Origin of the sequence: Streptomyces sp. AK010 (assembly GCF_014207295.1) — a bacterium.
In the GTDB taxonomy this organism is placed as follows: Bacteria; Actinomycetota; Actinomycetes; order Streptomycetales; family Streptomycetaceae; genus Streptomyces; species Streptomyces massasporeus.
This window is the reverse complement of record NZ_JACHCX010000033.1, coordinates 12,951-28,553: the sequence shown is the minus strand read 5'-3', so window position 1 is coordinate 28,553 and position 15,603 is coordinate 12,951. Positions and strand designations below refer to the sequence as shown.

Annotated in this window: 11 protein-coding genes; 5 read left to right on the top strand and 6 right to left on the bottom strand. The window is 69.2% G+C overall.

Annotation, left to right across the window (positions count from 1 at the left end; translation table 11 throughout):
• Positions 1 to 5: 5 nt before the first annotated feature.
• Entirely contained in the window at positions 6 to 563 is a 558-nt protein-coding gene (locus tag HDC93_RS35690; protein ID WP_221517540.1) for a putative phosphothreonine lyase domain-containg protein, read from the top strand.
• A 139-nt stretch (positions 564 to 702) separates the two neighbouring features.
• Here the strand turns inward: HDC93_RS35690 and HDC93_RS35685 are convergent, their stop codons facing one another.
• From HDC93_RS35685 to HDC93_RS35665, 5 genes are all read right to left on the bottom strand, one after another.
• Entirely contained in the window at positions 703 to 1,737 is a 1,035-nt protein-coding gene (locus HDC93_RS35685) for a hypothetical protein (RefSeq protein WP_185014964.1), read from the bottom strand.
• Positions 1,738 to 1,872: 135 nt separating this feature from the next.
• The gene (locus HDC93_RS35680; protein ID WP_185014963.1) at positions 1,873 to 2,646 is read right to left on the bottom strand and encodes an ATP-binding protein; all 774 of its coding nucleotides are present in this window, start codon (positions 2,644 to 2,646) and stop codon (positions 1,873 to 1,875) included.
• Positions 2,643 to 4,238 (bottom strand): Mu transposase C-terminal domain-containing protein, encoded by a 1,596-nt coding sequence (locus tag HDC93_RS35675; protein WP_221517539.1) that lies wholly within the window; start codon positions 4,236 to 4,238, stop codon positions 2,643 to 2,645. Before HDC93_RS35675 ends, HDC93_RS35680 begins: the two co-directional genes overlap by 4 nt.
• A 487-nt stretch (positions 4,239 to 4,725) precedes the next feature.
• The gene (locus HDC93_RS35670; RefSeq protein WP_185014962.1) at positions 4,726 to 7,935 is read right to left on the bottom strand and encodes an AAA family ATPase; all 3,210 of its coding nucleotides are present in this window, start codon (positions 7,933 to 7,935) and stop codon (positions 4,726 to 4,728) included.
• The gene (locus HDC93_RS35665; RefSeq protein WP_185014961.1) at positions 7,932 to 9,464 is read right to left on the bottom strand and encodes an exonuclease SbcCD subunit D; all 1,533 of its coding nucleotides are present in this window, start codon (positions 9,462 to 9,464) and stop codon (positions 7,932 to 7,934) included. Before HDC93_RS35665 ends, HDC93_RS35670 begins: the two co-directional genes overlap by 4 nt.
• 137 nt (positions 9,465 to 9,601) lie before the next feature.
• On the opposite strand from HDC93_RS35665, the gene HDC93_RS35660 reads away from it, so the two are divergent.
• Positions 9,602 to 10,441 (top strand): hypothetical protein, encoded by an 840-nt coding sequence (locus HDC93_RS35660; RefSeq protein WP_185014960.1) that lies wholly within the window; start codon positions 9,602 to 9,604, stop codon positions 10,439 to 10,441.
• Positions 10,442 to 10,491: 50 nt separating this feature from the next.
• Positions 10,492 to 11,634, top strand: a complete 1,143-nt coding sequence (locus HDC93_RS35655) for a hypothetical protein (protein ID WP_030720191.1) — start codon at positions 10,492 to 10,494, stop codon at positions 11,632 to 11,634.
• A gap of 704 nt (positions 11,635 to 12,338) precedes the next feature.
• Here the strand turns inward: HDC93_RS35655 and HDC93_RS35650 are convergent.
• Positions 12,339 to 13,046 carry a hypothetical protein gene (locus tag HDC93_RS35650; RefSeq protein ID WP_185014959.1) on the bottom strand — a complete coding sequence of 236 codons (708 nt, stop codon included), beginning with the start codon at positions 13,044 to 13,046 and terminating at the stop codon, positions 12,339 to 12,341.
• Positions 13,047 to 13,176: 130 nt separating this feature from the next.
• On the opposite strand from HDC93_RS35650, the gene HDC93_RS35645 reads away from it, so the two are divergent.
• Positions 13,177 to 14,505 carry an AAA domain-containing protein gene (locus HDC93_RS35645; RefSeq protein ID WP_185014980.1) on the top strand — a complete coding sequence of 443 codons (1,329 nt, stop codon included), beginning with the start codon at positions 13,177 to 13,179 and terminating at the stop codon, positions 14,503 to 14,505.
• 311 nt (positions 14,506 to 14,816) lie between these two features.
• Positions 14,817 to 15,575, top strand: coding sequence for a DUF5131 family protein (locus HDC93_RS35640; protein WP_185014958.1), 759 nt, complete (start codon positions 14,817 to 14,819; stop codon positions 15,573 to 15,575).
• Positions 15,576 to 15,603 lie beyond the last annotated feature (28 nt).

Sequence of the window (15,603 nt, the reverse complement as noted above, 5' to 3'; positions counted from 1 at the left end):
CGATGGTGATCGCCAAGACCGCCCCATCGGCCCAGCAGGACGCCCCCTCACGCGAGACCACCGAGCACTGGCTATGGGCCGCCGCCCCGGACACCTCCCTGACCGAAGACGACCACCCCTGGAGCGGCAAGTGGCTCTGGTTCACCCCGCTCAGTCTCCTTGACCGCTCCTGGGCCACGATCCGCACCGCAACCGAAGACGGCCTTCTCGGCTACTGCAGCAAGGCGGCTACGCTCCTCAACACCCGCACAAAGAGCGACGACACCCGCCGCCCCATCTGCGTCTATACCCGAGACTGGCGCAACATCGACGACGTCCAACGCGTCCTGACCAACCTGCGGGCCCTCGGCATCGTCGACGTCCTGCTCTACAAGACCGACAGCGACACCCGCAAAGGCCGCTACGGCACCGGCGCCAGCACCTTCGTAGCGCCCGCCACCAAGATGAAACTGGTCATCCCCAAACGCACCCGTGAAGCGCTCGAGCACCAGCACGCTGCTCGAGCCCAGGCCCGCAGGACTGCCGCGGCGCGCAGAAAGGTTCCAGTGCCGAAGCGCACCTGAGCAGGCGGCCTGTGCTCCCGTGTTGAGAGAACAGGCGTCGCGCCAGGGGCCGGCCACACAGCGGGCGAAACCTCCGACATCACCGGCATCAGCGCTGCCGTTTCCCTGCTGCGCAGGGCGGGCGGTCGCTACGCACAGCTCAAGGGACGAGGACGCCGGCGGGCAGGGACAGGTCGAGCCGGGGCAGGTGTCCGGCATGCGCGCGCAGATGCCGGGCTTCGGCGACCATGACGGGAGCGAACATGCCGTCCTCGGGCCGGTGGGGTGTCAGACGGTGGTGGGCGCGGGCGGCGGCCAGCAGCGGGCGTGCCCAGGCAGGGATGGCGTGCAGAGGGCAGTACCGGTGGCCGACTCCGTGGAGCTTGATGGCGGAGATGTCGCTGGTGCTGTCGAGGTCGCGGGTGAAGCGCAGGCTGCCCAGGCCGGCCCGGGTGAAGGCCAGCACGCTCAGTGCTCCGGCGATGAGCGGGTGTGCGAGAGCGGCCAGAGCGGCGGCCTCCGCGGACGCGATCTCGATGGCAGGGGCGGCCTGGACCAGCTGCGCCGTTGCCATCGCGCCGGTGCAAGGGGGAGCCGGCCGCCCGGGCCTCAGCGACGCCGACCGAGTCTCCTGCGGCTGCCGGGCGGGTGACTGCCCCGCAGCCACCGCGGCTGGCCCCGCCATCGGTGCAGCGGGAGGGAAGGACGGGCGCGCGGGTATCGGTCCCGGCTCGGCGAGCAGGGCCTCGAACTGGTCCCGGCCGCTGATACGGCGCTCCACGCGGGCCAGCGCCGGCGGCAGTGCGCGCGGGGCCTTCTGCCACAGCAGGGTCAGTTGAGCCCCCGTCAACTCTCGCCAGGCGAGCAGTTGGTCGATGCGCCGGATGGTCAGCAGATGAGCCCTGGGGACCACAACGTGCCGCACCCCGGTCGCGACACCCCAGGCAGCCGCGGCGAGCCAGGCCGCGTTCACCGAGTCCAGCCACACATCGGGGGAGTTGGGCCCGGGGGCCAGCCGCTTGCCCAGCGCATACAGCATGTCGTGCGCCAGCGCGGCCGGGCTGGCGCTGGCCGGCGTCGGCTGCACGGTGATGCGGCCTTCCCCGGGCCGGTGGGCCTGCAGCGCCGCCCGGGTGTAGAACAGGTCGTCCCGCTCGTCCACCACGATCGTCACCTCGCCGTAGACCACGGCCACCGCCTCCCTTCCGGCCGTGCACCGCACAGACCGGCTCCGGATGCGGAGACGCAAGGGCCGGTCTGTCTGTGCGGAGTGCGAGATTGTCGGCGACGGCCCGGACTCGCCGGGGCCGCCGCGGATGTGCGGCCGTTGCTACATGCCGCCCAGCTTGCTGTACACCCAGTTGACGAGATCCTGCTTGACCTCGGTCAGGCCCTTCTTCTTCATGCCGTTGAGCATGTGTTTGGTGATGGTGGCCCAGTTGCGGAAGTTGCCGTGGGCCGCAGCCCGGTCGATGTTGCGGATCATCTGCGGGTCCACCCCGGCCCACAGGGAGTGGAACGCAGGCAGCGTGCCGACGACTTCGGCCTCGGGCATGCGCGTGAACTTCTGCCAGATGAAGATCCGTGACGCCAGCATCGGTTCCCGCTTGAGGACCTTGTAGCAGCCATCGCCGCCGGCGAAGATCACCGCGATGTCGGTGTTGCGGTCGTCCCACAGGTGGCGCCAGTACTCGAACGAACTGCGGCCCATCCACTGGGCCTCGTCGCACACCAGCACGCGGAACGTCTGCGACAGCGTCTCCTTCAGGAGGGTGTCGAATTCGATCGGCCGGGTCGGCGGTTCCCCGGGCAGCCCCAGGGCGTTGAACAGTCCGTGGCGGATGTCGCGGGGGGTCGGTCCCGAGCGCAGCTCCAGGCGGTAGGTGTTGTCGGGGGCGATCTTGCGCAGTGCCGAGTTCACCGACATCGTCTTGCCATATCCGGCTGCTCCGTAGGCGACCATCATGGCCTTGGCGTCGATCGTCGCCTGGACGTCGTCCAGGGTCGTCATGAGCGTGTCGGTGGCCACCAGGTGCGCATCGAGGCGGTGGAAGTGGTCGTCGTCCTCTGCGGGCAGCCTGCCGTAGTCCATGTCGCCGCTCACGCGTTCTCCTCAGAGGGGTCGTTTCCCGGCTCGGCCGCGGCCGGGGGGACCGGGCGTGCCCAGCCGTCCGGGACGGGCTGGTGCGGGATGTAGCCGGGATCGGCCCGCCGCAGGTCCGCGGCGTCCGATTCGGCAAGTTCCGCCTCGGCCTCCGCCTCGGTCAGCGCACCCAGACGCTCGGGCGGGGCGGCGCTGGTGACGGCCTCGAAGCGCTCACGGCGCAGCCGGGCGGCGGCCTTCATGTCCGCGCGAAGCCGCCGCGCCTTGGCGGTGCGGGCTTTGCGGACCTTGCTGACCTGCTCTTGACTGGCCGCCTCGGCCAGGACGGCGCTGCCCAGGTGTACGCCGTCCAGGCCGAAGACCTCGATGGTCAGGTCGTGGTGGGGCAGGTGGCGCACCGCGACGCGGACGCCGGCCTGGCCGACCATCCAGGGGGCGATGTAGTGGCGGTTGCGCCACCGCACGCCCTGCGTGGTGATGGTGCGGGTGCGTCCGTCGTCCTCGAGCCCGAAATGGGCCAGCTGCTCGGCGGCAACGTCGTGCAGGGGAGTGGGGTCGCACGACCACGCCTGCATCGGGGTGCGGCCGCCCAGCGCCCTGGGCTGGTGCTCGGTGTTCCACCAGTGCACCCACTTCAGCAGCAGTTCCACGAACGCCTCGAAGGAGAGCGCGGGCTCGTCCGGATCCGCGGTGCGCCCGCCGGTGAGCGTCTGCCGGTGCACGTAGCGCGGCATGGAGACGAACAGCATGTCCTCGACCGCGCCGTTGAGCGCCTCGATGGTGCCCTTCAGGTGCGGGCTGTAGGCCGGGAGGTCGACGACGGGCACGGCGAAGGCGCCCAGGGCCGAGGCGACGGTGGCACACAGGAACTCCTTGCCGCGGTCCACCCTGATCAAGCCCGGCAGGCCGCCGGCAGGGCCGAAGGGCTCGGCACGGTCCAGGGCCATCCGCAGGGCCGCCAGCACCGCATCCGCGCTGGGAGCGTGGGGGGTCACGGCCACTCCCGTGATGACTTTGGTGTGGCAGTCGATGAACCAGGTCACCCATGGCTGCACGAGCTGGTCCTCGAGCAGCACGCGCACGGGCACACACTTGTGGTCGCCCTCCCAGGCGGCGTTGCGGTGCGCGGGCGGGCGCTGCCCGAACACATCGAAGGCCCGCCGGGCGGCCTCCCCCTTGGCAAGCCCGGCCCGCTCCCCGGGCGTCAGATCCCGGCGCAGCGCCCGGTGGATCGTCGACAGCGACGGGGCCGCAGGCAGCCGGGGATCGGCCAGGGCCCGCTGCTGAAGCTCACGGTGCACGGCGGAGGCGTTGCCTCCCCACACCACCAGCAGCCGCCGCAGTTCAGGGGTGACGCTGAACCGTGTCCGGGACGCCGCATCGACGTGGCCGGTGGCGCGCGCCTCGGCGACCCACCGCCACACCGCCCGCTCCGAGCGGCCCACGGCCGTGGCGACCAGCTTCACGTGCGCGCTGGTCAGCTCGCCGCTCTGGTCCAGCGACAGCAACCGTGGCAGCGCGGCCAGCCGCCCGGTGCGGGCGGTGAACACCGCTTTGCCGGCACCCTGCGTGCCGGCAGAAGAGTTACTCATGCGGTCTGCTCCTTATATGGATACGAATCGTGGATTAGGGCCGGAAGTGCCGCGTTGGTGCCGGGAGTTGGCGGTGTAGGTGGACGGCACTGGCATTCCCCGGCGTTTGGCAGGGCCGTGATGAGGCGTCATGCCGGGGGAGGGGCTGCGGCGCCGTCATCCCGCACCGGCTGCGAGCGTCGGCAATTTCGCTGGGAGGGGGCGTGCTTGTCGAAGGCCCGGCTGCGCCAAGGGGCAGGCCTATGCCGGGGCATCGGGGGCGGCTCGGCGCTGGCCGGTCCTGTTGCGGCACCTGGGGTGGAAGGCCGCGGTCGGCGCTGAGCTGAACGCTCGTCAGCGCCGGCCGCAGGGCTTCCTGGCGCGCCTGCATGCGCCGGCAGGCACGCGATTGGCCGGGCGCAGGAAGGGAGGAGAGCTACCGGTGTCCCAAGGTGCTGCCCTGGGGCGGACGGCTCTTTGGCGCCACTGATGGCCGGCCCGGTGTTGCTCAGGCGTGTTCCAGCATGCGCCGGATCCCGTCGCGGATGATCGTGGCGCGTTCTTGCGGCGTGAGCCAGGTGGCTGTGGAGCCCTGGGCGGTCTTTTCGACGAACAGCACGTCTTCGACGGCGTCGGCCACCGGGTACAGGTGGCTGATGACTGCGAGGGTCTTGTCCTGGATTGCAGCGTTGCTCAGGACGGGAAGGGTGGCGTCCAGTCGGTCGGAGTCCAGGGAGGCGAACCCTTCGTCCAAAAACAGGCTTTCCAGCTTGCTGTTGCTGCGGTTGTGAAGTTCCACGAATGCCAGTGCCAGCGCGAGGGAGGTCTGGAATTTCTCCCCGCCGGAGAGGGTTTCTCGGCCGCGCGTGAGGTTCGTGGCGGACTCCACGATCTTGAAGTCCTCGGTGAAGGCATAGAGCCCGGTGGAGATCTGCTGGAGGATTCTGCTTCCGTAGCGGAGCAGCGCCTGGGTGCGCTGGTCTGTGAGATAGGTGAGGAACTTCGTGTCGGTGAGCTGGTCCCTCACTTTCCTCCACACTGCGGCCTGTTCATCCGCGGCGGTGATGGCAGAGTCCAGTGCCTCGGCGTAGGGAATTTGGGACCGTGCGGTACGCAGATCGGACTTGGCCTTGCCGAGCGCCGTTTCCGTCTCGCTCGTCTTGCGGCTGAGCGGGTCGAGAACGGCGGGTGCCAGCAGGTCGCTCTTCTCCGGCACCGGGAAGCCCGGGTCATCGTCGGTTTCGTCGGCGGCGGCCCCGGCTTGGAGAGTGAGGTCCTTCTCGAACGCGTGGATGGCGTCCGTGGCTCGCTGCCCGGATTGTTTCAGTGCGCCCGCCAGTTGCCGACTCAGGGAGGCGAGGGCCAGGTAGTAGTCGTCGACGAAGGCCAGGTCGGATCCGTCTGGGACAGGAGGCAGTTCCTTGGGCGCCTCGCCGTCAAGGAGACTTTCCGCGTCGGTGGCAGCGTCCGCCCAACGCTCCAGCCTCTGGATGAGATTGCGGGTGGGAGTCTCCACCTTGCGCTGGCGCCGTCCGTCCAGTGCCTGCCGGTGCTCGGCGTGCTCGGTGAGGGCCTGCTGTGCTTCGTCACGTGCCTGCGCTGTCTGCTCGAGCTGCGCGAGGCGCTGACCGGCTGTCTCCAGCGCTGAGGCGATGTCCTTCGGGGAAGGGAGGTCCTGCGGTGTGTCCTGGGCGGGTCGTACCGAGGCCGGGAGACCGGCGACCTCGGTCAGCAGTGTCTGCAGGTCGCTCTCGTACTGCAGTTGGGTCTTCTCCAGCCGTTTGCGTTCGCGCTGCAAGCGGCCGCGCTGGCGTTTGAGGTCGGCCCGGGCCGCCTCCTTCTCGGCCTGCGCGGTCGCCAGCTCTGCCTGGGCGCTCGTGTGGGCCGCGAGCGTTTCTGCTTCCGCAGCGCGCAGCGGCTGGACGAGTGTCTTGACCGCACGGGTGATCTGGGCCCGGTTCTTGGGGTCGCTGCCCGCGAGGGCACGCGCCTGCGCGGCCGTCTGTCGGCTCAGCATGTCCAGAGTCGTGGCCACACCCGGCACGACGTCCGGCCGCATCGTGTCCACCAGCTCCTGCAGCTGAAGCAGTGCAGTGTCCATGCGCTCGAGGGCGGCCAGATGCGCGCGCTGGTGCTTCTGGGCCGTCTGCTCGGTCGTGCTCAGCTGGGCCGTTGCCTGCGCTGCGGTGGTTACAGCTGTGTTCACGGCTTTCGAGGACTTGGTGAGCTGACCTCTGGCTTTCCCAAGCGCCTTGCCGTCCAGGGGGGAGGGGGGAGTGAAGTCGGTCGGGAGGGGCCGGACGCAGACCGGGCAGGCGTCCCCTGGTGCCAGAGCGGAACCCGCCGTGTGGGCGGCTTCGCCGCGCTGCACCGCAGCAAGTGCCTCCTCGGCTTCTTCCCGTGCCCCGCGCAGCTGACGTAGCTCAGCTTCGAGCTTGTCGACGCGGCCGCGCTGCTCCTCGACTGCCTCAAGCGCCGTGTTGGCCGACTGCAGATGTGCCGCCGCGGCGGTGGCTTCCTGCAGCGGGCCCCGGACGGCCTCCTGGATCTGGTCGGTGTGGGCGCGGGCCTGGGTGACGGCATGCTGTGCCAGGTCGGCTTCCTCGACGAGAACCGCCAGGCGCTGCTCGTATTTGGCCAGTTCCTGCTGTGCTTGCGTGTGCTCCTGCTCATGTTCGCCGTGCTGCAGCTGCTCCTGTTCGAGGCGCTGCATCAGGGCGTCCAACCCGGCTGTACGGCGCGGCAGGCCGGAGAGCACAGTCACCGCACCGGACAGGGACCGGACCGTGTCACCGGCCTGCGTGGCTGCCTCCAGGGCGGCCTGCGCCGCATCCAGCTTCTGGCTCAGATCGCGTCCGGCCGCTTCCTGCGCTGCGGCTTCGGCATCGATCTCCGTCTTCGCCTTGGCCAGCGTGGCCAGGGTTACAGCCGCATCCGGGACGCTGCGCTCACGCAGCAGCCGTGCCGCCTTGTCCAGAGCGGCCTTGCGGTGCTTGTGCGCGACGGCCCGCCCTTGCGCCGCGCGCAGAGCGGCCAGCCGCTCGCGCCGGCTGGCCACGATGCCACGCGTACGCTCCACGTCCAGCGCCGCCTGTGCGGCGACGGCATGGGGATCTCGCAGGAGGTCCGCCCGGGCACTCCTGGCATCGAGGATGCCCGCGCTCAAGCGCTCCAGTCGAACGCCGGCGTGCTTGCGGACACGTTCCAGTTCGTTGATGCCGAAGACGTGCCGCAGGATGTCGGCACGGTCGCCTCTGTTCGCCTTGAGCAGGTTGTCGAACTTCCCCTGGGGCAGCAGGACCGTACTGACGAAGCCCTTCCAGTCCAGCCCGATGAGCTGGGTGACGGCGTCTGTAACCGCGCGCATGTTGTCGACCCGCAGGTCGGCGCCGCCTTCGGCCATGGACTCCAGAACAGCCTGCGGCTTCCTGCGGTTTGCATACAGGGTGCGCCGCACCCGCCACGGGCGGCCGTTCACGGAGAACTCGAACGTCACGTGCATGCTGGGGCTGCCGGTGCTGATCAGCTCGTAGGCTTCGTCAGCTTTGCTCGACCACGAGCTCGCCCCGTACAGGCCGAAGGTGAACCCCTCAAGGAGAGTGGACTTGCCGGCGCCGGTATGGCCCAGGATGGCGAACCGGCGCTTCCCGGTGAAGTCGATGGTGCAGGTGCCGGGGTAGCTGCGCATTCCGCTGACGATGAGCCGGCTGGGCTTCACGACGCCTCCGTCCAGGTGTTTTCCAGCGCAGCGCGGAGCATGTCCTCGGCCGGGACCGGGGTCAGCGTCTCGTCGTCGAGCTCGTTGAGCAGGTGAGTGAATGCGGTGACGGTGGACTCTGCGGCAGCGCCGCTCAGCCCCTCGGATGCCAGGTAGGTGCGGAAGGCGTCGGGGAGCTCCGGCTCCTCGCCGGGATCACCGTCCATGACAGCCTCGGCGGCCGCCTCCCGTGCCGGTACGGGGTTGACGAGGATCGCGTTCGGGACGATCTCGGCGATCTTCTGGCTGAGGAGCCCGTCGGGCTCTTCGCCGGCGATCACCGCTTTGAGGAAGGTCCCGTCGTACTGGGCAGCCGCGGCCTTCAACTCCTCCAGAGTCCCGGGGAAGTGGGCCAGCCGTCGGCCACTGGAGAGCCGGCGGGGCAACGCCCTCACCGGTCGTCCCGGGTCGGCGTCGACGATCACGACGCTCTTGGATTCGTCGGCTTCGCCGAAGTCCATGGCGAGCGGACTTCCCGCGTAGCGAGCGATGCACCTGGCGCCCCGCACCGGTTGCGGGCGATGGATGTGCCCGAGAGCGGCGTAGGAAACCTCCGGAAGATTCTCGGGGCCGGTTTCAAAGCGGTCGTCCACCGCCCGTCCGCCCCGGGAGCCTTGGGCGCCGGTGACGTACACGTGGGCCGCGAACAGCAGGATGTCCCGGTCAGGCTCGTACCCCTCGTGCATGGCCCTCATCAGCTCCGCCTGCAGCCCGCGCATCCCCTCGGCGTAGTCGGCGTACGACGTGCCGGTCGCTGAGTGCTGCCAGAAGTGGTTCGGATGCACGAACGGCAGGACGGCCAGACGGATTCGCTGCTCACCGCCGCAAGCGTCGAAGGTGAGGACACCGCCGTCGTCCGCGGGGCGGAACCGATCGGCGAAGAACAGGCCCCGGCCCCGCAAGGGACCGTTCATGGAGCCGAAGAACTTGAAGTATGCGGGGGAGTCGTGGTTGCCGGCCAGGACCACGGTGGGGGCGATGGCGGCGAGTTCGATCAGGGCGTCCATGGCGCGCGACATGGCCCGGATGGTGGGACGGGAATGGTGGAACAGATCGCCGCTGTGGACGATCAGATCCGGCTGGCTTTCCTGGGCGATGGCCACGATCTCGGCCAGGACGGCGTCAAAGTCCTCTTCGCGGGCGTGCCCATGAAAGATGTGGCCTAAATGCCAGTCGGAAGTGTGGAGCAGTCTCATGCCTTCGTGCGCCCTTCTGGGAAGCGAGGCGTAGGAGAGCACCAGTGGTGCCGTATGAGCCCGGGACTGTACACCAAATTCCCTGGAGTAAAACTGGGCGTCCCGAGTGAATGCCGTCGTCCGGGCATCAACGAACGCATGATCGCTCTCAAGGAGCGCATGCAGCAGCCGCAGGAGACGGCCCGTCGGGCGCTCACGCAACACAATACTTTCCAAGTGCTCAGTCCATGCGCAGATTTGACACGCACTCGACGCACCTGGAACGTTCTGTACGGGCTCAGCGATGTCCCGCACACGGCCCAGCCGACATCACGCCTACAGCCAACGAGCCTCACCTGGCCGCGCCTGTACGCGACCAGATCTCCAGGAGCCGTCCTTCACACTTTCCTGGAGTGAAACTGGGATACCCGAGGGACTGCTAGCATGCGGGCATGGATGAGCATCTGGTCGCACTCGAGAAGCGCATGCAGCAGCTGCAAGAGGCGCTCCGGCAGGCGCTCACACAACACGACACCGCCCAAGTGCACTCCCTGGGCGAGGAACTGACGCGCACTCGACACGCGTGGAACGTTCTGTGCGGAATCAGTGAGGTCCCGGACACGGCCCAGCCGGAGGGGCAGCCAGGGGTCCGGCCAGAGCCCGCGCCAGCAGTCGCCGAGCCCAACCAGGACGTGCCCGTACGCGACCAGGTCCACCAGGCGCTCGCCCTGCTCACCGTCCCCGCCTCGCCCAAACTGCTCAGCCAGGTCCACCAGGCGTTCTTCTCCACCCCGCTGAACACGGCCCGCATGACCACCCTGCGCCGCGACGAGGAACGCTCCTTCCGCTCCGCCCCCTACGGCCGCGCCTACTACATCTGTCCCGCGCTGACCTCCGACCTGCTCTCACCAGCCCGCGCGCTGCTCGCCCTGAGCACCTGGCCACTGGAGCAGCGCCTGGTGGGACCGCTCACCCAGCGCGTCCACTTCCTCACCTCAGCTGTGCGGCTCGCGGACGCCGCCGAACACCTCGCCAGCGACGCCGGGATGCCGCAACCCGTCCAGCAGCTGCTGCTGCACTACAGCCGCAACATCCACGGCGACGCCCCCCGGGGCCCGCTCGACCTGGACGCGCTGCGCCGGGCCGCCGCAGCGGAACTGGAGATCCACGCCGACGACGACGCCGACACCCGCGCCGAAGCGGCCCAGCGCGCACGTCAGCAACTCGGCGACGCGGAGCAGATCTTCGGCAACATCCTGCGCAACACCGCCCGCCTGCGCCGCACTTCCTAAATCCACCTCTGCAACCAGCACGGCTGTGCCCTGTCCCGCCAAGGAAATCAGTGAGCTCGCTCGACGAACGACTGGGCGTATTACGCGGAACCGCTGCGCCCATCCCGCACAATGCACGCACCCTGGCGGCGCTGACCGCCAATCCCAGCTGCGATCGCCGCTCGCTGCTGGATGCGGCCGGTATCGACAAAGACGCCCTCGCCGCCCATCTGGGCCTCCCGCGGCCGCTGAGAAAATCCCAGCTCGCCCTCGACTACGGCATCGCCTTCGAACGCCAGGTCACCGCCCAGGCCGGAGCCCCTTTGGTGCCGCTGCTCCGCCAGGCCCTGGGCCTGAGCGTGCCGGAGGTGTCCTACGAGGACGTCAACAGCGTCGGCAGCGATGACGACAAGTCCCCTCTGCGGCTGCGCCGCATCCACACCCGCTCGCGTATCCGCAGAGCAGCACACGGCAGGTCGGACCCCCGCACTCTGCTCGACCACCCCGTACTGCGTCTGACCGTCGCCGGCCACCAGGCCTACCTCGAACCCGACGTCATCGCCTTCCAGCGCGAGGGCGTCTTCTATGTCGTAGAGATCAAATCCTTCCCCGTCATCCACGGACAGCCCGACCCCATCAAGGCCACCGCAGCGCTGACCCAGGCCGCTGCCTACGTCCTGGCCCTGCGGGAACTCCTTGCTGAGGAGGGTCTCCCGCCAGAGCGCGTCTCCGACACCGTGGTCCTGGTCAACCCGCGCAACTTCACCCGCCACCCCACCGCCACGCCCTTCAGCGCCCACAAGCAGATCAAGAACCTGAGCCGCCACCTCGGCAGACTGCGGCGCCTGCCCGAACTGCTGGACAAAGTTCCCCCCGACACCACCTTCGACCTGGCGCCCGGCCCCGACCAGAAACCGACCCGGCCCCGCGGTGAACTCGTTGCCGCGCTCGCCACCGTGCGGCCCAACTACACCCCCGGCTGCCGCCACCACTGCGACCTGGCCTTTCACTGCCGTGCCGAGGCCCGCCACCAGGGCAAGACCGCCGCTCTGGGCACCGCAGTCCGCGAAGACCTCGCGGGAATCGACACCATCGCCACGGCCCTGGCCCTCACCGACGGGCACCTGCACCCCTCACGAGGCCAGAAGGACCTCACCCAGGCCCTGCGCCACGCACAGCGCATCCACGCAGACCTCCAGACGGACAGCGCATGATCCGCCTCACCACGCTCCTGCGCTTGCGCGCCGCCTCCACCGGCAACGCCCAACGCGCCAGCCAGCTGCGCCACCTCCACCTCAGCGACCAGCCGCTGATGCTGCTGGCCCTGAAACAGACCGGGCCCGCCGCACGACCGCTGGCCGTCATGCTGGGCACCGATCCCCGCCGCCCCCAACTCCTGCTCGCCCCGCCCTCAGGCAGCACCACTCCCATGCTCGCTTCCCTGGCAGACACCATCACCGCCTACATCGACGCCTGCCAGCGACACAGCGAACACCTGCCCGCCACCTCCAGCAAGCCGGCCCGCCGCCGCTACACCGACGCCCCCCAGATCCTCGTCCCCAACCCCCAGACCGTGCAGCACCTGAAAGACCTCGGAGCCGACCTGCGGTTCCGCAGCGTCGACGACCACCATCCCGGCTCCCGGGCCGTTCAGCGCCTGGGGCACTGGCTCACCTATCTCACCGACCGCGCCGACCTGGCCGGCTCAGCCGCCCTCATCCCCATGACCAGCTTCCTCTCCATGCACTGGATCAGCGGCCAAAGCCCCCTCGAGGACGAGGGCCTGGCCACCCTGCTGGCGTGGATCGACCCGCCCCGCCACGCAGCCTCTGGACGCGACGCCGCACTGGCAGCAGAAGACCCGGCCACCCACCGCCCTGCGGGACCAGCCACCGACGCCGCCTTCGACAACGACCACCTAGTGCCCCTGTTCGACGCCTACGCCCGCGCCCGGCGCCAAGCCCTGGCCCAGGAGCAGACCCGCACCCTGCAAGAACTCGATCGCCTGCTGGCCACCTACCTGCAGCCCACCTGGGACCTCATGTGGCAGGCCTACGCCCTCCTGCAGGCCCTCCCCGAAGCCAAGAGCACCGCACGCCGCTGGGACCACGAACGCGAAGCCTTCACCGACGAATGCCTGCACGTGGCCCAGGACGGACGCCCCCGGCCGGCCCGAGACCACGCCGTAGGCGCCGCCGTCCGCCTGGCCCACATGGAACACGCGGCCGCCGCCTTCGCCGCCGAACGCACCGCCGACGACCCCTTCGCACGAGCCGAACTGCGCACCATCGGCGAAGCCTTCGGTGGCACCGTCACCGCGATCGACTCCAAGCACACCCTGCGCGGGCCCACCGGACGGCCACAATGGCGGCCCCGGTTCACCGTGTCCACGTCCGACCCGCTGCGCATGGAACCCGGCCAGCTCCTGGCCTGCCACACCTACCGCAAGGCCGGCTACAAGATCAGCGAGATCACTCCCGCCGACGGCGACACTCTCGTCGAACTCGAGATCACCGCAGGCATGGGCCACGCCGACCGTCCCACCTACGACGTCCTGCCCGAAGCCGGCGCCTTCCTCGTGTTCACCATCGCACCGGATTCCTACCGGATGCCGGAATTCCCTCACGAGACCAGACCCCCTGGACCCATGGCGGGCCTCCTGCCAACCACCCGGACGACAGCGACGAGGACACGGACGAGGGAGACGGCGAGGAAGAACAGTGACACCTCCCCACCAGCCCTCGCCGCAGCAGCAGATGGACACGGCCGCCCGCGCCATCCTGGACCAACTGCCCACACTCACCCACCGCGGAATCGTCGTGCACTCCCCGCCCGGCGCCGGCAAATCCACCCTGGTCGCCCGAGCCGCCGACGCCCTCGCGCAGTCCAACGCCCCGTGCCCCGTCATCGCCCAGACCAACAGCCAGGTCGACCAACTCGTACGACGACTCGCCCGGCACCACCCGCATCTGCGCACCGCACGGCTCACCGCAACGGAACACTCAGTCCCGCACGACCTGCAGGCACATTCCGGCATCCGTATCGCTACCCGCATCCAAGCCCTCGAGAAGACGGCCGACGTCATCGTGGGAACCGCCATGAAATGGGCCACGATCACCGACCGCCGATGGCCGTGGGCGATCATCGACGAGGCCTACCAGATGCGTTCCGACATGCTCTTGTGGACCGCCGGCCTCTTTGACCAGGCCCTCTTCGTCGGAGACCCCGGCCAGCTCGACCCCTTCTCCACGGTCGAAACCGACCGCTTCCAAGGCCTGCCCCATAACCCCATGAACAGCGCGGTCGCCGTCCTGCTCGGCAACAACCCCGAACTGCCCGTCCACACCCTGCCCGTGTCCTGGCGCCTGCCGCCCTCAGCCGTCCCCCTGATCAACGACGCCTTCTACCCCTTCACGCCCTTCCACGCCGGAAGCCGTGAAGCCGACCGCACCCTCACGTTCTCCATCCGCGGCATGCGTACCCCCACCGACGAGGTCATCGAACACGCCGCCCGAACCGGATGGGCACTGTTCGAACTACCGGCCCGCATCACCGGCCAGCACGACATCGAAGCCTTCCAGGCCGTCCTCGGCATCGCCGAGCGGCTGCTGGCCCGGCAGGCCATCACCACCTGCGAGGAAAACCCCGAAGGCCACGTCCTGCAGCCGGGTGACATCGCCATCGGCACCGCCCACCGCAGCCAGGCCCACCACATCCGCACGCTCCTGGCCCGCCACTACCCCCAACTGCACGGCATCACCGTCGACACCGCCAACCGACTCCAAGGCTGCGAATTCCGCGTCACCATCGTCCTGCACCCCCTCTCCGGCCGCGGCGACGCCTCCACCTTCCACCTGGAAGCCGGCCGCCTGTGCGTCCTCACCTCACGCCACCGCCACGCCTGCATCATCGTGGCCCGCGCCGGCATCGCCGAACTCCTCGACGCCCACCCCTCCAACGACCCCGCACACCCCGGAGCCGCCTCCAAGGTCGCCGACGGCTGGGAGGCCAACCACACCGTCCTCGCCCACCTGACCGAGCACACCGTCCACGCCTGGGCACAGCCCGGCCGCCGACGCGGATGAGCAGTTCCCGGCACGCGCCCGCAGCCTGCGCATCAGCCGAGCTGCGGGCACGGTGCATCAGGTTCTGGCCGTCAGCAAATGCCGTCAACAAGCCGGAACCGCTTGCCGACCGTTGGCAGGGTGGCTGGTTTGCGCTGGCCCACCATCCCCAAAAATTAAGACAAACGTTCTATTATTGAGTTAGTGGCTACCGTGCGCCGACCAGGTGGTTGGATGCCGGTGTCCGGTGCTGCGACACGTCGTTGGGGATGCAGCGCCTGTGACCGGGCCGCCGACGTGAGGCACGGTTCGAGGGGATGGAGGGCCGGCCAGTGAGTGACCGCAGCGCGATCGAGTGGACCGAGGCGACGTGGAACCCGACGACGGGCTGCGACCGCATCTCTGCTGGATGCGATCACTGCTATGCGCTGACGCTGGCGAAGCGGCTGAAGGCGATGGGCTCGGCCAAATACCAGGCCGACGGTGATCCGCGTACGTCAGGGCTGGGCTTCGGGCTGACGCTGCATCCGGATGCCCTGCGGGTGCCGTACGGGTGGAAGAGCCCACGGACGGTGTTCGTCAACTCGATGAGCGACCTGTTCCACGCCCGGGTGCCACTTGACTACGTCCGGCAGGTCTTCGAGGTGATCACTGAGACGCCGCAGCACACCTACCAGGTCCTCACCAAACGGGCCCGACGCCTGCGGCAGATCGCCGGGAAGCTGGAATGGCCGGCGAACCTCTGGATGGGCGTCTCGGTGGAGAGCGCGAAGGAACTGCCCCGCATCGAGGATCTGCGCCAGGTGCCGGCCGCAGTGAGGTTCTTGTCGTGCGAGCCCTTGCTCGGCCCGCTGAGCGGCCTGGATCTGACAGGCATCGACTGGGTGATCGTCGGGGGCGAATCCGGGCCTGGGGCCCGCCCCATGGACCTGGCCTGGGCGGCGGACGTGGTGGCCAGGTCCCGGCAGTCCGGCTGCGCTGCGTTCGTGAAGCAGCTCGGGTCCCGTTGGGGCAAGGAACACAAGGAGATCAGCCAGTTCCCTGCCGCTCTGCGGGTCCGTGAATACCCTGAGGAACGCGTCCACGTCTGATCTGCGGACCAGAGTGCCCCTGGACGGA